The sequence below is a fragment of the Saprospiraceae bacterium genome (assembly GCA_016713025.1).
In the GTDB taxonomy this organism is placed as follows: Bacteria; Bacteroidota; Bacteroidia; order Chitinophagales; family Saprospiraceae; genus OLB9.
Genome location: JADJPZ010000004.1, coordinates 1,045,984 through 1,063,635, shown reverse-complemented (window position 1 = coordinate 1,063,635; position 17,652 = coordinate 1,045,984). Strand labels below are relative to the sequence as shown.

Here is a 17,652-nt window from a genome sequence, read left to right as displayed (position 1 = left end):
GCTTAACTTCATTTAACTATAAAAAGCTGCTTTAAAAATATTTTATTGCCAAATGACAACTTTCTTAGAGAAAATCAAAAATAATGAATAAAAATGGTAGTATTCTACAACACAAATAACGATGTAAAATCAAAGATTTGCCTATGTATAAAATATATTTATATATTTAATAGATAGATTATATATCTTTTATGTAATTTATAACAGATCTTACAAATCTTAATATGCAACCAGAACTCTTATATGGATTGCATTTCCAAGATTTCAAATTGAAATTATCAAAATGTTAAAATTGAATATATTTATTGTCATAAGACAAGTTTAGATTGCCAAATTCTGCAAATTTTATAACTAACCAATAAAGATCATTATGTTGCAAAAAAGATTCTTAATTTACCTCAACCCATGCCTAATTGGCAGGGACAAAATGAATTCAACAGCAATTGAATGAAAAAATGAAATACACCCATAAATTTTCACTTTGATAAGGTACATGATCAAATCAAGTAAATCATTACACCTATTTACCTTCTTAATTTATCAATGCCTAATCTTTGTATGAAAATTAAATATTAAAATTATGAATATGAAAATGTTAGTCTTTACGATAGTCATAATGACTGCAAATCTCAACTCATTGGGACAAAATGTATTTTATGTCAGCGATGCCGGCAATTTTCAGCAAGGACCTTATCAGATTATGCGTTTTACAGATAATTCAGATGTTGGTGAGGTATTTATTAAAGATCAATTGAGTTGGCCACAGGATATTTTGTTCCTTCCCAACAAAAATCAGGTATTAGTTTCAAATTTATCATCAAATTCAATTGAAGCTTTTGATGCAAAAACAGGAGGACATATCCGTAGATTTGCTTCAGGCATAGAAGGACCCACACGCATGCGCATAAGTAAAGATGGATTTATATTTGTGCTGCAATGGTTTGGGGACGGCAAGGTTAAAAAATTTGACCTTGATGGAAACTTTGCAGGAGATGCTACTCAGACAGGAGTACCAAGAAGTATTGGCTTTGATTGGGATAAAAACGGAGAATTATATGTATCTTCCTTCAGTGGCAGATATATCGAAAAATTTGATAAGGATGGAAAAAGCAAAGGTAAATTTATAAGTTCAGGTCTATTTGGCCCTACTAATATTCAATTTAATGGAACAGGCCAATTAATAGTACTTGATTACAATAGTGGAAGAGTATTGATATACGATCAAAACGGCACTTTGGTTAAAACGCTGATAACCGGTTTAGCACAATGTGAAGGTATCCAAATTAACAATGACGGCTGTATAATCGTTGGCTACGTTTCAGGAGTAAAAATGTACGATAAAAACGGTATTTTCAAAAAAACTCTTGTGGAAGCTGGAAGCAATAATTTGCTGAATCCTAATGCTGTGGTTTTCAGAGAATCAATAATATTAAATATCAACGATAGTACCGAAAGAACTTTTATCGATTTTTTACAATTTGTAAAAGAAAATAATTATATTGTATCGTCAAAGGTTGATAAAGTATCAGTTGTCAATATTTTTGATTACAGTGGAATTTTGGTTAAAACTCACGATTTTACGCACCATGACATGCTAGATCTGTCAGGACTGAATAGCGGACTCTATTTAGCATATACCATTCTGCCAAACAATATAAAATTGACTCAAAAAGTGATCATCTTAAAATGAAAAAACCGTTTGTATCTAAAATAATTTTGTTAATTGTCCTTTTTTCGACTTTCAGAGAGATCATATGTCAGTCACCTATAGATACTATTGACTGGGCATATCACCAAAAGCTAGGTTGTACAGAAATTAAAGAAAAAATAGCTTACATTGATACTTCTGCAACTGCGCAAACATTTATCGAAGCGTGCAGATGTGCACTGAAGCTAAAAGATGGAAGTTTGGCTTTGAATTACATCAAAATGGCTCAAGTAAAAGGTTATGAATATCCAATTGTAATCAATATACTGAAAGTGAGATCACATGCTATACTCCGGGAAGATCAAAAAGCGGTGAATATTCTAAAAGCCATTTCTAAGAAAATCGAGCTTTTTAATGTAATGGAGGTAGCTGAAATCAGGGAATTGAGAATGAGAAATACTGAAGCCATGGCGATGTATCACAACTCCAGACCATCTTTTGATTATTTTACTTTTATCATTTCAGTGATTTGTTTTCTGGGGTATTTTGTGGGAATATTATTTTTGATTAAGAGCATTCGATGGACACAATTGAAATGGTTGAGCTTTTTTGTACTTAATTTTTCTATTATCATGACGTCTTATGTATTGTATTGGACAAAATTTCACTGGACATTTCCTTATTTGAATGAATGGTGGCACCCACTTTATTTTTTGATTGGGCCCATTTTTTATTTTTATATAAAAAACATTACAGGATTCAACATCTCTATTGGAAATATTATTCTGCACTTTTTTCCCTTTATCTTTTGCACAGTAATCTTTGCGTTGAACGGACTGTTTTTTCAGTTGGCATATAGTGGAAATGGTTCCGGATTTCTGGTATCCATTTTTCAAAACATGCCTTTAAAACTAATAAGTTTAGGCTTGTATTTTACACTTTCTGCAATCATAATCAACGGTGACTGGATGGTAGATCAAAATGTAAAAATCTGGATGCAGTACCTTTTTGGATTTTTTGGTGTTTTTATTCTGGCTAATGTAGTGTATTATATTTGCACATTTTCGGATGGATTTAACAGGGATTGGGACTATGCAATAAGTGCCATAATGGCCATGGGTATCATAGGGGTCTCCACTATGGGGTTTTTAGAATCAAAATATCTGTCTTTTGCTCACCCTTTCAAATCAGTCCTTTCAAACATGATCCCCAAAAACGATCAATTAACGGATATTTTACATAATGAGGAGCCTGACCCGGCTTTTATAAAATATAAAACTTCCACTTTGACAACATCCGCTGCCAACTCAATCAAATTAAAGCTTGAAAAATTAATGACAGAACATCAGCTATATCAACGCGAGGAGTTGAGGTTGCAAGATGTTGCTGACCAGGTCGGTTTACATAGAAATCAGGTTTCTCAGGTGATCAATGAAAATTATAACCTAAACTTTTTTGAATGGGTCAACAGGTACAGAATTTATCATGCTGCGGATCTATTGTCCATACCAAAGTGCCCTAAAACCATTTCCCAGATAGGTTTTGAATCAGGATTTAACAATAAGGTGACTTTTTATAAAACATTCAGACAGTATTTTCAATGTACTCCTTTGGAATATGTAGCACGTTTAGAGAGAGATAGAGCTTCAATGAGTTAAGTAGTAAGTTTAATTATAAAAACATATAATCTAATCTATGATGCGTTTAAAATACGGATTGATCATTATCTTATTTTCTGTTAATAAGTTGTACTCACAGGAAAGTATTATTAATCAGGGAAAGTTGCTTTCTCAAAATATTACTCATAAAATTAAGTATGCTGATACAGAAAAAGAAATTGATGATAATGTGCTGTTAAAAAATGATGTGTACAAATTCATTTTTGATACCGGTGCACCACTTTCAATCTCAAAAGAAATTCAGGCAAAAAACAATTATAAAATTATTCACAAGGTTCCGATTTTCGACGCTACTGACAGAAAAGATACTGTAATAATAGTAGAATTGGACACTTTCACCTTAGGACAAATTAAGATTGTCAAGATACCCGCTTTAGTGATTGATTTTAAAAATTCACCTATAGGTTGTCTGGGCATAGAAGGCATTATAGGTAGTAATGTAGCACGCTTTTTTGTAGTGAAATTTGATATTAAACATAAAAGTGTAAGCCTTACCAATGATCGTGACATGATCAACCAAATCGGCATGGTTTATCCCAAACCAGTCTTCCTTGACTATCAAAGCAATGCTTTTTTTGAAGTAGATTTTGGCGATAATTTTAAAGATACCGTTCATTTTGATTCAGGTAAAAACAGTTTTTATGACATGAATTATGGAACAGCTAAAAAGCTAATCAAAAGGCAGAATCATTCTTATTCTTATGGAAAGGGATCTGCCGGACAAGGTATTTTTGGTACAGGAATAGTAGAAGATCTCTTGCGTATCAATAGTTCTATTACCATCTCAAATACGCCAATATCTCAGGTTATAATTGAAAGTACTCAGGCAAAGTCCAGACTTGGGAGAGAAGTTCTTAATTATGGAGTCTTGACAATTGATTATATCAACTCAATGTACAGTTTTGTAAAATATCCATTGGTTACATTTACACCTAAAGCTTTTTTTGATTTGAGTTGATCTCAGAAAATAATAAACTCATGGCATCTGTCGTGTGGGAAAACACACCTGTGGCAAGAAAAGGACTATATTCAGGTGCAGAAATATTGAGTATCAATGGTCGTCGATTTAGCAGTTTAAATCAGTGTGAAATTCATGAAGTTATACATAACGAACTGCGAAAAAAATACCTGTGGATTGAATTTTCAAACAACGGGAAACTACAATTCATTAAGGTCAAGCGACATAGGGAAGATAGGGCTGACCCAAAAAAATATAATTCACTCTTTTTTAGAACGTAGATTCTTCTTTTGGCAATAATATCTATCTAAAAAGAAAGATTTGACATTAAAAATGTAACAACGACCTTCAGCGATGTCAAGAAAGTACTTTGGCCAAGGCTTTATTTACAATATGAACTGGTTCGATTTAAACAAAATCATCCAAAGTTACTATCAAAGATTGATAAGGCAGGCTTCTTATCCTCATAAAAAGCCTTAATTTTCAAAAAAATAGATATCGGATCGAAAAACGTCCATCAAATGTAAATTTTATACTTCATCAACAAATAAATCTCAAAACATGAATTTTTTTTCATAAAATATAAATATTTAATATTTATATTATCTAAATTTGTTCCATCATTTCACAATGTGTAATGACAAACAACTCAACTTAAGGATCCTAAAGAATTTCATGCATACCTGAAACCATGCAACATCAACTCGAATAATAGATCTATTTTAACTAAATAACAATGTATATCAGTTTTGGTATACCACTTGTTGTTTGACAAAAATAAAAAGGCCTCTCCTAGAAGAAGAGGCCTTAGATGCATTGACAACTCAATAGAAAAAGTTTGGCGACTGCCTATTGAGTGTCATGATTTGAAACAGGAGAAGGTGGTACAAATGATGTACGCCTTTTTCTGTCCATTTTTCGTACACCACCAATGGCCATGTACTCATAGCTGCTTGTTCCAAACTTTGCCGCTGTTGCTTTCATGAATCGATCGTTGAGATCTCTCAACTCCTTTTCCATTTCTCGCAAAAGAGCTCGTTCAGCCTGGAGGTCAGCCGCTTTGTTGTTGACTTTCAACAACTGTACCTCCACAGCAGCAATTGAAGACTGATACGACTGGACACCCAGTCCGTTTCCGAGATCCATTTGAGGGTCCTGACTTGACAAACCCTGACATCTGGATCTTGCCACATCCAAAGCTGTGGACTTTCTTCTAACATTAGAATTCATAATAAAAAAAATTAAAATAATTAAAAAATAAAATAAAACTCTAATGTTCGTATCAATATTTATTGCTATATTAAACATCTATATTTAACAATACTCCGATAACTTTTAAAATACATTAGGATAAAAAATATATATAAAAAGTAAATGCGTAAATTGGCCCTTGAGCCAACCTGTAATCACAATCTCTCACAAAAATGATTACACAAGACGCATTTACTTCCGGCAAAAGCCTTATAGGTACAATATTAGATAAAATGGTTGGCATCAACAAATGGCAGAAAGTATTTTTTATGGAAGTAACCATGTTATTTCTTACCATCAAAGGAAAAATCAATTTTACTCAGATGGGAAGATATAGTTCGTCGCCTGAAGTGAGGTTTCGCAACATGTTCAAGAAGGCATTTGATTTTGTATCAATCAATTCTTTATTTATCACCCAACAATGTGGCGATGAATTGATAGTGGGGTTTGATCCTTCATATCTTTCAAAGAGTGGGAAACATACACCTAATGTAGGCTATTTTTACTCTGGTGTAGCAGGCATGATCAAGCGAGGTATGGAATTTGGATGCTTGGCCATCATAGATGTCAAGCAAAATACAGCCTATCATCTTGATGCCGTACAGACACCACCGGTGAAGAAAGAAGATGCAGAAACTGGTCTGATCAAACACTATTGTAAGATATTTGTCGAAAGGATTAATACAATAAAGAAACATAGTGAAATCCTAGTAGTAGATGGTTGGTTTAACAAACAAAAATTTGTAGGATCAATGACCAAATTGGGGTTAGAAGTGATCTGTAGATTACGCCCCGATGCAAACTTAAAGTATCTTTACAATGGTCCGAAGATGGAAGGAAGAGGTCGCCCTAAGAAATACTCATGCAAAGTAGATCTCAAAAATATAGATAAGAGTGTATTCAAAAAGACAGTTGATGATGGGAGCAAGGTTATATACGAAGCAGTGGTGTATTCCATAAGTCTAAAGATAAATATCAAAGTGGCCTATACAGAATATTTAAATGAGAAAGGTGAAGTTACAAACACCATTCTTTATTTTAGCACCAACACGTCTAGGGATTCCATCGACATAGTCAGATATTACAAAGCCAGATTTCAAATGGAATTTATATTCAGAGACGGCAAACAGTTTACCGGATTGGACAACTGTCAGGCAAGGTCAGTGGAGAAAATCCATAATCATGTAAATTATGCCATGACGGCAGTCAATGTAGCTAAAGCAATCATACGGCAAGGCATAGAAAAAGATCAGCCCTGCAGTTGCTCCATTCAAGATATCAAAACAGAGTTATTTAATCAATTTCTGCTGGAAAGAATATTTATCAACTATGGTATTGAACCAGAGTTGCAAAAAAATAATGAATTAAAACGCAAAATATTAGATTTTGGGAAAGTCGCAGCTTAAATTTGTTATCGGAGTATTGTTTAAAAAGTAATATATTTAATCACTGACTTTTCAATAATCTATGCAAAGATAAAAGTATCCAATATTAAATACAAGAAGATTTGAAGCAGAAAATAAAATATTTTTTAACATTAGTTTATATTATTGTTTTTCAATGTTTTATGATAGGCAAAAATCGTGGTATCATTTTGTCAATTGTCCAAAAAACACCTTTCAAAGTCAGTACCAATGAACAAATCAAACATGAAAAAAATCAGTAGTTACAAATACAATCTTGTAAGACAACCATGTCAAGTATCCTACAGAAGTAACCCAAATAATTCAATGTATATTCAAATTCCATTTCAAAGTCCTTTCATTTCTAAGTGAAGTACTCAATATCTTTCATCAAATAGTCAACAGGCTTTATTAGGTTATCATTTTACTAAATCGGGATACCATCAAAGACTTCATGTTTATCATTATCCCTAAGAGAGAGCTTAACAAGCATATTCAGGTTCTTAACAAGCTTTTTTGGATACATTTCAACCTACTTTGAACACCTAAAAAGGCTTTTCACGTGCTCAAGAAGAATTTATGGAATGTGAATAATAAAAATTTTGAAAATGTACATCTGAAAGTGCATAAAATCAAATTAAATGTAGTATATTAGCCTTTGTAAATAAACTAACAACTTTTTACTGCGTAAAACCAATATTAAAATCATCGTCTATGAAAAATGATGTACCTGTGAGAATAGTCAGAGTCTTTAAACTACTGGAATATCTATCAGCGTTTCCTGCAAAATCTGTGGATAAACTGGCCCAAATGATAGGCGTAAGCATTAAAACGATATATAAAGACATCATTCTGCTGGAATCCTTGGGATACGAAATGGAAAAAGACACCAATCACAGATATCGTATAAAATATGGATTCACATCTGAATATCACCTCAACGAAAATGAAAAAAAAATGATCATAGGGGCCATCTCTCAGGCAGGTCTGTCAAAAAATGATATCACTAGCATACAACACAAAATCAGATCATTTTCATTCACACTATCTGATCAGGCCATAGCAAAACAGATACATATCATCAAAAAAATAGTCGATGCGATCACCCAAAACCAAAGATTAGTGCTGCATGACTATCAATCTACAACTGCTGGCTCCAAGATCAGAGACCGCCAGGTGTTACCTCTCCACTTCGACGACATGAGGATGTCGATCACAGCATATGACCTCGAAAAACAAAAATGCCAGATCTTTAAGGTAGCAAGGATCAAAGATATTTCACCCATTCTCACATCACCTGAAAATGTAAACCAGCAAACCTGTCCGATGGTAGACTCCTTCGGATATGCCGGAGATATGGATTATGAAATAAGCCTTTTACTCACCCAAAGAGCGTCAGCTTTACTGTCTGAGGAATTTCATATGAGCAGTCACTTGATAACTGAGTACGATGATGGACAATTTCCATATTGCATTACATCAAAAGTCTGTGGCTACGAAGGTGTGGGAAGATTTGTATTGGGTTTGATGACAGAAATCAAGGTAACGGGAGATGATGGATTTAAAGCATATCTCAAAAATAAAATGAATGAATCGACACTTTTATTAGAATAATGATATTCGATTCTCCAAAATAGAGACTATCAAACTTTTTCTTTGCATTAGTAAATTGAAAATGAAAAATAGATGAGATTGAAAATAACTTTAGAACATGATGCAAGTATCATCGTACCATGGGACTATCAATATGCCATACAGCAATGGATATATCAGACGATATCCAAGGCTGATGACACTTTGGCTACTATGTTGCATGATCATGGATATGGCTATGAAGGTAAGTCTTTCAAATTATTCTCCTTCGGCCCTTGGAGTTGCTATCCATATGACAAGATTAAAGATGTGGGGATGAGATTCAGAACATCAAAGTCATTTTTGGAAATCTCTTTCGTGCTACCTTCTGTACTATCCACATTTGTCTCAGGATTGTTTCAAGACCAAAAGCACACTTTTTACTTCAAAGGAAATATAACGATACCAGTGGTGACTTCTCAAATAGAAATCTTACCTGAACCGATTTTTAGCGATGGACTAGCCACTTATAAAATCATCACAGGTGCCAGAATATCCGTAGGAGAAGAAGGCCATGAGCATCCACAATATAAAGGACCTGATGATGAAAATTATGACTTTCTTTTCATCCAAAACTTAGTCAATAAACACCGGTCATCCTTACTACATAAAGGTGAACCGACACAAGAATATACCATCGGGATGCAAATATTTGACCCTGTAAAAACGCAAATGTTCACCGTACCTAAAGATGGCAATCTAATAAAGATGAAAGGCTACAAGTTTGGCTTCGAGCTTAATGCGCCTGCGGAGATACATAGGACGCTTTATTATGCGGGTGCTGGTGAGGAGTGTAGTTTGGGTATGGGATGGGTGGAGATAGAACAATTCGAACGGTGAACTTACTGAGCAATCTGAATGATTTGAAAGATAAAATTAAAAATAACTATAAAAATAAAAATGGGATCAAAGATTAGAATTGAGTTATTGGACGCAAAAAAACCAAAAGTATGGCGCGAAATGTGGGTTCCCATGGCGATAACATTTGATCAATTTCATGAAATTTTACAAGCTTGTATGGGATGGCAAAATTATCATTTATATTCTTTCCAAGAATCCTTAAAAAGCAGATATTTTCACATTATGCGTCCACCATTTGACGATTTACCAGGAATAGATGCTTCAAAAATAACCATCGAATCAATTTTATGGGGATATTATAATGCTTATCAAATGTCCTTGAATATGGACGTAATAAATCAAGTGGATAAACTTTACTACATATATGATTTTGGTGACCAGTGGGAACACGAAATTTCCGTTATTGATTATGACCTAACGCCTATAAAACATGCAGAAATCACTGACGGTGAAGGTGCGTGTCCTCCAGAAGATTGTGGCGGTATCCACGGTTACGAACGTATGAAAAAATACCTTGACGGTAAAATGAGCAAAAAAGAGTATTACGATTGGTTTACAGCAATAAACGCAGAAGGATTTGATATACACCATTTTGATATGGAAAAACATAATAAAATGCTTAAGAAAATAGGCAGGACAAAAAAATAATAAATAACTAAATATCTTAAAAATGGGATTTATCGAAGAGAAAATTAAAGAAATAGAATCAGAAAAAGTTGACTTCTTCAAAGAGTTGGACCAAAGGATTGAGAGACTCAAAAAAGAAGGACACATTGGGCTTCCTAACCATTTACATTTTGGGGTCGAATGGAGATTTAAGGTTCAAATATTTAATGACCAAAATATTAAATAGCAGAGGATTACCTATCTATATAGAAGGCAAAAAAATGGGTACGAAATTTATTGCGGATTGCAGCGAAAAGGCTTATGAAGAAGTGATAGTTTTTACTTTGGAAAGTCTTGGGCCTATCGTGTATGACAAATACCAGTCCATTGCAGACAAATTTTGGGACTCCATGTATGAAATGTTTATTAAGGTGAAGGAGTAAATAAAGTATGGTGTTTCAACTTACAATACAGATATCAGGGTTGAAAAACCCTAAGGTCTGGACAGCATTTGTAGTAAACGAGACCTTTACATATCATGATTTTCGTAAATGCACAAATGTCTATGCAATTCTTGTTCAAAATCAAGATATTAACAAACGTTTAACATTAAATCAAATTCCTAATTGGTGCGATTATATAACATGTTGTAAATCAATTTATTTACTATTTTCAATTCCATTATTAGGAGGTACAAATATAGTAAATATTTTAGAAATAAAAAAAATAGTGGCAAAGATAAATAATCATTTTATTTACTATGATTTCATTTTAAAATTTATTCATACTTTTGCAATAAATTTAATAAATATGAATATACCTGAAAAAGTTGGCGAACACTGTTGGAACGATGTTATGGATCAAAATGAAAACGAATGTAAAGTTTTGATAACAAAATCAGATGTGTTCACTTATATATTGCAATGTGAAACGCAAGACATTGAGTTATCTTTTAACTCATATTATGATTTGTTATTTTATTGCAATAGTAAGTTTGGTTTTAGTGTTGGAAGTTTTTGTTGTAAATAAGTATTAAATTTAGAAATATGATAAAGGAGATAGTAAATTTTGTGAATAATCTGAGTGAGGACTTTAAGCTTGAAGGAGTGAAACCCAAAGAAGGGTTGCATATTCTTTTAAGGATAAAAAACGAAGAAGGACAGTTAAGTATTGATACTGAAAATTATCAATATGAAATATATTCAAAAAAGATGAAAGAAGAAACGCCATTTATAACAAAATGTAAATTTCTTTCACAAAATGCTTGGTGTATTGATACTAATAAATGCTTTGACCTGCCTATTAAGGCAATACATTCTTGCTCTCCTTATATGGTTGCATTCAAACGAGAGAATATTGAGGGAGGTGAGAAATACACTGAAAATCAAAAGAAAAATAAAGCTCAAATAACAGAGCGGTTTAACTCTTATTTTGAAAAAGCGAATGCATTATTTTATACAGAAGAGGAAAAATTTAGTAATCAAATATTCCAATTTTTCTTTACGCATAGAATTTACGAATCAATTTTAAATGAAATAGAATATCATAAGCAAGCCAAGAGTAATGCGCTGAAGGAGCGTTTAGAAATTGAAAAAGAAAACCTTAGGAACGCGAAAGAAAAAGATGAAAAAGAAAATATTAAACTGTCAATCATTAATATTGAAGAAAACATGCTTGAATTCAAACCTTTGGATGATAGCGATTATATTGTTTTTTATTTAGAAAAAGATATAGAAGAATACAAAAATGTTCATGGTAAATATTTAAGGGAAAAACTATTTAATACTGAAAAATTTAATACCAAGCCAAATGAAGAAGGAATTGTGTTCGGTACAAGCAATTACATGAATAGCTTTAACTCAAATATGCCATTTTTGTCACACCAAACAGCAAGTTTCGAGATCACTGGTCGAATTTCTAATACAGATGCTAAAGCTTTATATAATTTCGATGATATTCTGAGGAGAGGTACATTACCAAAACCTTTACCACTTTTCATATACAAAGATGAATTACAGCAAGAAATAATCACACTTTTCAAGGAGAGTGGCTATAAAATGGGATTCGTAGAAATGGTTGAAAGTCTCTGGGACAGATATAATGATGATTTCAAAAATTATTATTTTCTGTATTGGCAGAATACTAAAGACGGTATTGTTTTTCAAGATTTTGATTTTGTGAGTCAATTTGAATATAAATTTGAGTCAGAAATTTTCAATTTATTCAGTATCAGGGAGAAAGGAAGCAAAGGAAATGATACTAAACTTCTGTATTATCCAAAAATATATACCATTTTTGAGTTTGAAAAAGTTGTGTTTAAATCTCTTTTACAAAGTAAATATTTGAAATTAGATTACTTTTCAGATCTTAAAACAGACGATTATGAAAGTTTAAGTAATACTTTCCAAGCCTATGCCAAATACCGAAAAGCGGTTTATGATTTTGTTTATAAATCCAAAAGGCAAGGCATAGACGCCCGCATTTTTACAGATATGGTATTCAGCCACATCAAAGATGATATAAAAAATAATAATGAGTATAGTATAAAAGACAAATTGAATATATGGTTTAGTTTGTATGAATATTTTGATCACAATAAAAATAATAATGTAACCATGGCAAGTAAATTAAAAGATTATCAAGACTTTGTATCTAAATTGGCAGTCGGACAGGCTGATTTAGACAAAGCAGAAGACACCCATTTTGCATTTACAGCAGGGCAGGTAATCGAATACGTCATTCAAAAAAGTAAAACAGATAATAAGAGTTATCAATTGCTCGAGCCTTATCTGCAACAAGCAAAGTGCACTGAATTTAAAAGAGCATTGGCCAATGACATAGCTCGATACAAACATGCAATTAATGATAACGAAACACGCTTCAAAAATGTGTGTGCTTTTGTACAAACCTATGAAACTGGTCGTAACCTTAAAGAACTTCTGCCTGAGATATTGGCGGGTGTTTTTGCCAAAAATGAATTTTTTACAAGTCAGTACGAGAAAAAAGAAAATTAAATTAATAAATCATAAAATTTTATACCATGTCAAACAAATTTAAAAACAGAGTATTTGGATGTGCGATCATCAAATCTATTAATTCCAATTATAATGCGGACTTTTCACACCAACCTAGAACTTTACCTGACGGCACTGTATATGCCACTGATAAAGCATTAAAATACAGTATCAGAAACTATTGGGATAAAGTATCAAACGAAAAAGTTTTTTATTTTAAAAGTTTAACCGAAGAAATGTCTCCAAGAACTTTAGATGAGACTTTAGAAAAACTCTTTGGCAAAATTGAAGATGCCAACAAAAATAATTTAAGACTTAAAGTACTAAAAAGTATTTTGAACTGTATAGATGTTCGAGTGTTTGGCGGCACCTATGCTGGAAAAACAAATATCTCCATTCATGGAACATGTCAAATAACGCATGGTGTCAACAGATTTCCAGAAAACATCATTTATTCAGAGCAAATTATGTCGCCATTTAGGAATCCAAGCGAAAAAAATGCTGATAGTACCATGACAACGTTGGGAACCCAATCAAAATTGAAAGAAGGTCACTATGTTCACCATTTTTCTGTAAACCCTAAGAATATTGAAGCAGATGCAAATCGTGTAGATTCTGTAGATCTGACAGATGATGATATATCAAAACTAAAAGAAGGATTACGTAAAGGAGTCTCCTATTATGATTCTTCTGCCAAAGCAGGTACTGAGAATGAAGTTCTCTTTTGGGTACAACTCAAAGCTGACTCAAAGATTGTGTTACCTTCATTCGTGGAGTTAATTGATATATCATTGGACAGAAAGATTGATTTCTCAAAATTGACTGCAATTTTAGGAAAAGAACATATCAAAAACGAAATAGAAAAAATAGAAGTATTTTACAATCAAGGTATAACTGATGTAATCAATTTGCCAAACTCGATCGAGAAATATGATTTAGAAGGTCAAAAACAAGGATAGACTATGCAAAAGTTAATATCTATAGATTTAAAAGCTGATTTTGGTTTTTTCCGTAAGCCTGATGCCAATAATACGGTAAATCTTTCCTACAATATTGTACACAAACCTGCTATCCTAGGTATATTTGGGGCTATCATAGGAATGGAAGGTTATCAAGAAAAAGGTAAAATGCCAGAATATTATGACAAACTTAGTTATATTGGCATTGGTATTGCTCCTTTAGGTCATGAGAAAGGAAATTTCCAGAAAACAGTCATTAAGTATTCTAATACAATCGGATACGCCAATAAAGGTTCAAATTACCTGACTGAAGAAGCCACATTGATCAAGCCGTCATATCGAGTTTATGCTTTACTTGATATAAACAATGAGTCCGAACAAAAACTTTATGAATATCTACAGAACGGTTATTCAGAATACATACCCTATTTTGGCAAAAATGAGCACTATGCCTGGTGGGAGAAAGAGAGTTTTAAGGAATATGAGTATGAGCAAAGGGATAAAATAAACGATAGCATTTTTTTGAAAACGCTCTTTATCAAAGAAAACATTGTGAAAGAACATAAAGCAGATAATATGTTTGATATGTTTTCATTTATGGATGAAGAGTTACCATTTATGTATTTTGAGCGTTTACCTAAAGATTTTGATGAAACATTGTATCAATATAATATTTCAGACTGCGTTTTTACAACATTTCGATTAAAAAATAGTATCGGCTTAAAAGGGCTGCATTACTTAAAAAATGAGAATTGCTATGTTCAACTCTTATAGCTCAGTTTCTGAAATTTTAATAGCAACCCAACCACTGAATAAGTTTTTGATCAACTCAGAAACTTATTATGCTCACATTTCGCCAAGACATAGCACTGTTCATTTAGAGCCTGAAACATTAGAACAACACATAGAATTGGTGCAAGAAAAGTTTGAATTACTCTCTAAAGTACATTGTATTGACAATGTTCTTGATAGTTTAATTTTTCATTTTCTCAATAAGTATAGTTTTGAAAGCGATTTAAAAACTGCAAATTATGTTAAAACATTGTTTGTCAACACTATTGTTTTTCATGATTTTGGCAAAATAAATGAAAACTTTCAAGCCAGTTCTGAAAAAATGAACAATCCAAATTTCAAAGGAAAAGAGCGATTCCAATCAGTAATTTCCACACATCATTCAGCGCTGGGAGCTTACTTATTTATTGTGAAACATTTACAAGATGTATCTTCTTTTGATCCCAACAAAAGAGGACTGTTATCACATTGTGTTTTGGTATTTTCGTATCCAATTTTTAAACATCACGCAAGTAGATTGAAGGATGAATACCAAAATACCATAGGATTTACTGAAGCACAAGTCAACTGTATGAAAGAGTACATAACGAATTATCAATATGATATTAATTCTATATTTTCAGAACGATTTGTACTCCAAGAAAATACTAAAAAGGCTTTTGAACAATTTGAAGAATATCAAAAACATTCCTTTTCCTTTGAATTTTATGTGCTTATTCGCTTGAGTTTCTCCATGCTGACAGCATCTGATTATTTGGCTTCAAGCCAATATATGAGTGGGAATAAAGAGCCATTAAAAGATTTTGGGATTTTAAATAAAGAACGTATTCTTAAGTTATTTGAATTTGTCAGTGAGACTGATAAACTGAAAAATGGAAAGCCCAATTACAACAAAAGCACTTACCAAAAATTGCATTCAGATTTCAAATTACTGAATCCGAAACAACAAAGTGGTGATAATCTTAATTTATTACGTCAGGAAATGGCTTTGGAGGTAATCCAGAATATACGAATACACAGCGATAAAAATTTGTTTTACATAGAAGCTCCAACAGGTGGAGGTAAGACCAATTTGTCTATGTTGGCCACAATAGAATTATTGAAAGCAGCGGATGGGACGCTAAACAAGGTGTTTTATGTGTTTCCATTTACAACATTGATCACGCAGACATACAGTGCCATCATTGACACGCTGGGATTGGAAGAAAATGAAATAACCCAATTGCACTCAAAGGCAGGATATAAGAATAAAGAAGAGGAACACGATGGATTGTATAGTGACGAGAAACAAAATTTTATTGAAAATTTATTTGTGAATTATCCATTTTGTCTGCTTTCTCATGTCAAGTTCTTTGACTTACTTAAAAGCAATGAAAAAGAAGCCAATTATATGTTGCACAGATTGGCAAATTCTATTGTAGTAATTGACGAGCTCCAATCTTACAATCCCAGTCATTGGGATAAAATGATGTATTTGATTCGTCACTTTTCAAAACATTTCAACATAAAGTTAATCCTGATGTCTGCCACTTTGCCCAAGTTAGGTGACTTAGAAATCATCAAAGAAGAAGCAAAAGACATTGTTTATTTATTGCCAAATGCCAAACAAGATTATTTTCTTAATCCTAATTTTAAACATAGAGTCAACTTCAATTTTGACTATTTTGAACGAAAAGATTTACAATTAGATGAAATTGCAACATTGCTTCTTTCAAAATCAATAGACTACAGCATTAAAGATTTTGGCACTGCTAAACCTAAAAACAGTATTTACACAATCATTGAGTTCATTTTCAAGAAAACTGCAACAGAGTTTTATATCGAAATAGATAAAATCAATGATGGTTTTTTTGATGAAATATTTATACTTTCCGGAACCATATTAGAACACAGGAGAAAATACATTATCAATTTCCTAAAAAATCCTGACAACAGAAAAAAACGAATTTTACTTATTACCACCCAAGTCGTGGAAGCTGGTGTCGATATTGATATGGATTTAGGTTTTAAAGATAGGTCTCTTATAGACAGTGAAGAGCAGTTGGCGGGTAGGATCAATAGAAATGTCAATAAACAAGAATGTACTCTATATCTTTTCAATTTTAATAAAGATGCGATCATTTACGGGCAAGATAAACGGCATGAAGAAACTAAAAAACTATCCCCTGAAGAGTATGCACGTATTTTGAATAATAAGGATTTTGATTTTTTATATAATAAGGTATTAGCAAATCTTCAATACTGGAACGAAAATAGTCAGTTTGACAGGCAAAACAACAAAGGTCTTTTAAAACATTATCAAATAAATATTGAAAAGTTGAAATTTCAATCAACTCACACAGAATTTAAATTGATTGAAAAAGAAAATCTATCTTGTTTTATTCCAATGGAGATACCCGTAAGAGTTGATGGAATCAAAAGTGGCTCTTATGATGAGATATTCAATAAAAATGAATTGGCATTTTTAGCTCAAAACAATGTTTTTCCAACTCAAGATAACAAAATAGCAGGTAGTCAGGTATTTGATATTTACCTGGATTTCATTCAAAATAAAAGAGAATATACCACTCAAAAAATTGGAGAAAAAACACTTCAAGGAGTTATGTCAAAATTCATTTTTTCACTGTTTGCAACAGAAAAAATTAAATTGCAGATTATACATTATTCTGATGAAGTAAAAAGTGAATATGGATACAAATATGTAGATAGATGGTTTGAATTTTTTGAAGAATCATCAGGTATGGACGATAAAAGATTTAAAAGCAACGAAACCCAATTTCTCTAACTAAAAATACCATTTAAAACATCATAATAAACATTACATTCATTATAATGTACAGAATAGTATT

15 protein-coding genes are annotated in these 17,652 nt (G+C 32.3%); 14 read left to right on the top strand and 1 reads right to left on the bottom strand.

What is annotated here, in order from left to right; all coding sequences use genetic code 11:
• Nucleotides 1-586 precede the first annotated feature (586 nt).
• The 4 genes from IPK35_10970 to IPK35_10955 are packed head-to-tail and all read left to right on the top strand — an operon-like array spanning nt 587 to nt 4,566.
• Nucleotides 587-1,690, top strand: coding sequence for a hypothetical protein (locus tag IPK35_10970; GenBank protein MBK8053763.1), 1,104 nt, complete (start codon nt 587-589; stop codon nt 1,688-1,690).
• The gene (locus IPK35_10965; protein ID MBK8053762.1) at nt 1,687-3,306 is read left to right on the top strand and encodes a helix-turn-helix domain-containing protein; all 1,620 of its coding nucleotides are present in this window, start codon (nt 1,687-1,689) and stop codon (nt 3,304-3,306) included. The genes IPK35_10970 and IPK35_10965 overlap by 4 nt, the downstream gene beginning before the upstream one ends.
• A 37-nt stretch (nt 3,307-3,343) precedes the next feature.
• Nucleotides 3,344-4,285: an aspartyl protease family protein gene (locus IPK35_10960; GenBank protein ID MBK8053761.1), complete on the top strand. Its 942-nt coding sequence runs from the start codon at nt 3,344-3,346 to the stop codon at nt 4,283-4,285.
• Nucleotides 4,286-4,305: 20 nt separating this feature from the next.
• The gene (locus tag IPK35_10955; GenBank protein MBK8053760.1) at nt 4,306-4,566 is read left to right on the top strand and encodes a hypothetical protein; all 261 of its coding nucleotides are present in this window, start codon (nt 4,306-4,308) and stop codon (nt 4,564-4,566) included.
• 568 nt (nt 4,567-5,134) lie between these two features.
• On the opposite strand, the gene IPK35_10950 is transcribed toward IPK35_10955, so the two are convergent.
• Nucleotides 5,135-5,515, bottom strand: coding sequence for a hypothetical protein (locus tag IPK35_10950; GenBank protein ID MBK8053759.1), 381 nt, complete (start codon nt 5,513-5,515; stop codon nt 5,135-5,137).
• Nucleotides 5,516-5,709: 194 nt separating this feature from the next.
• Between IPK35_10950 and IPK35_10945 the strand changes: the two genes are divergently transcribed.
• The 10 genes from IPK35_10945 to cas3 all read left to right on the top strand — a co-directional run bounded on the left by IPK35_10945 (nt 5,710) and on the right by cas3 (nt 17,588).
• Complete coding sequence (locus IPK35_10945; protein ID MBK8053758.1) at nt 5,710-6,942, top strand: transposase; 1,233 nt, start codon at nt 5,710-5,712, stop codon at nt 6,940-6,942.
• 711 nt (nt 6,943-7,653) lie between these two features.
• The gene (locus IPK35_10940) at nt 7,654-8,553 is read left to right on the top strand and encodes a WYL domain-containing protein (GenBank protein MBK8053757.1); all 900 of its coding nucleotides are present in this window, start codon (nt 7,654-7,656) and stop codon (nt 8,551-8,553) included.
• A 72-nt stretch (nt 8,554-8,625) separates the two neighbouring features.
• The gene (locus tag IPK35_10935) at nt 8,626-9,411 is read left to right on the top strand and encodes a hypothetical protein (GenBank protein MBK8053756.1); all 786 of its coding nucleotides are present in this window, start codon (nt 8,626-8,628) and stop codon (nt 9,409-9,411) included.
• A 60-nt stretch (nt 9,412-9,471) separates the two neighbouring features.
• Nucleotides 9,472-10,080: a plasmid pRiA4b ORF-3 family protein gene (locus IPK35_10930; GenBank protein ID MBK8053755.1), complete on the top strand. Its 609-nt coding sequence runs from the start codon at nt 9,472-9,474 to the stop codon at nt 10,078-10,080.
• A 22-nt stretch (nt 10,081-10,102) separates the two neighbouring features.
• On the top strand, nt 10,103-10,285 hold the full coding sequence (locus IPK35_10925) for a hypothetical protein (protein ID MBK8053754.1): 183 nt from the start codon (nt 10,103-10,105) through the stop codon (nt 10,283-10,285).
• The gene (locus IPK35_10920) at nt 10,266-10,481 is read left to right on the top strand and encodes a hypothetical protein (protein ID MBK8053753.1); all 216 of its coding nucleotides are present in this window, start codon (nt 10,266-10,268) and stop codon (nt 10,479-10,481) included. Before IPK35_10925 ends, IPK35_10920 begins: the two co-directional genes overlap by 20 nt.
• Nucleotides 10,482-11,084: 603 nt before the next feature.
• Nucleotides 11,085-13,052 carry a hypothetical protein gene (locus IPK35_10915; protein MBK8053752.1) on the top strand — a complete coding sequence of 656 codons (1,968 nt, stop codon included), beginning with the start codon at nt 11,085-11,087 and terminating at the stop codon, nt 13,050-13,052.
• 26 nt (nt 13,053-13,078) lie between these two features.
• Entirely contained in the window at nt 13,079-14,011 is a 933-nt protein-coding gene (locus IPK35_10910; protein ID MBK8053751.1) for a type I CRISPR-associated protein Cas7, read from the top strand.
• A 3-nt stretch (nt 14,012-14,014) separates the two neighbouring features.
• The gene (cas5b, locus tag IPK35_10905) at nt 14,015-14,785 is read left to right on the top strand and encodes a type I-B CRISPR-associated protein Cas5 (protein MBK8053750.1); all 771 of its coding nucleotides are present in this window, start codon (nt 14,015-14,017) and stop codon (nt 14,783-14,785) included.
• Nucleotides 14,757-17,588 carry a CRISPR-associated helicase Cas3' gene (gene cas3, locus IPK35_10900; protein ID MBK8053749.1) on the top strand — a complete coding sequence of 944 codons (2,832 nt, stop codon included), beginning with the start codon at nt 14,757-14,759 and terminating at the stop codon, nt 17,586-17,588. The genes cas5b and cas3 overlap by 29 nt, the downstream gene beginning before the upstream one ends.
• Nucleotides 17,589-17,652 lie beyond the last annotated feature (64 nt).

Bases quoted from the DNA above. Each gene is read 5' to 3' on its own strand.
- IPK35_10970 (MBK8053763.1), top strand. From the start codon at position 587: ATGAAAATGTTAGTCTTTACGATAGTCATAATGACTGCAAATCTCAAC.
- IPK35_10965 (MBK8053762.1), top strand. From the start codon at position 1,687: ATGAAAAAACCGTTTGTATCTAAAATAATTTTGTTAATTGTCCTTTTT.
- IPK35_10960 (MBK8053761.1), top strand. From the start codon at position 3,344: ATGATGCGTTTAAAATACGGATTGATCATTATCTTATTTTCTGTTAAT.
- IPK35_10955 (MBK8053760.1), top strand. From the start codon at position 4,306: ATGGCATCTGTCGTGTGGGAAAACACACCTGTGGCAAGAAAAGGACTA.
- IPK35_10950 (MBK8053759.1), bottom strand. From the start codon at position 5,515: ATGAATTCTAATGTTAGAAGAAAGTCCACAGCTTTGGATGTGGCAAGA.
- IPK35_10945 (MBK8053758.1), top strand. From the start codon at position 5,710: ATGATTACACAAGACGCATTTACTTCCGGCAAAAGCCTTATAGGTACA.
- IPK35_10940 (MBK8053757.1), top strand. From the start codon at position 7,654: ATGAAAAATGATGTACCTGTGAGAATAGTCAGAGTCTTTAAACTACTG.
- IPK35_10935 (MBK8053756.1), top strand. From the start codon at position 8,626: ATGAGATTGAAAATAACTTTAGAACATGATGCAAGTATCATCGTACCA.
- IPK35_10930 (MBK8053755.1), top strand. From the start codon at position 9,472: ATGGGATCAAAGATTAGAATTGAGTTATTGGACGCAAAAAAACCAAAA.
- IPK35_10925 (MBK8053754.1), top strand. From the start codon at position 10,103: ATGGGATTTATCGAAGAGAAAATTAAAGAAATAGAATCAGAAAAAGTT.
- IPK35_10920 (MBK8053753.1), top strand. From the start codon at position 10,266: ATGACCAAAATATTAAATAGCAGAGGATTACCTATCTATATAGAAGGC.
- IPK35_10915 (MBK8053752.1), top strand. From the start codon at position 11,085: ATGATAAAGGAGATAGTAAATTTTGTGAATAATCTGAGTGAGGACTTT.
- IPK35_10910 (MBK8053751.1), top strand. From the start codon at position 13,079: ATGTCAAACAAATTTAAAAACAGAGTATTTGGATGTGCGATCATCAAA.
- cas5b (MBK8053750.1), top strand. From the start codon at position 14,015: ATGCAAAAGTTAATATCTATAGATTTAAAAGCTGATTTTGGTTTTTTC.
- cas3 (MBK8053749.1), top strand. From the start codon at position 14,757: ATGAGAATTGCTATGTTCAACTCTTATAGCTCAGTTTCTGAAATTTTA.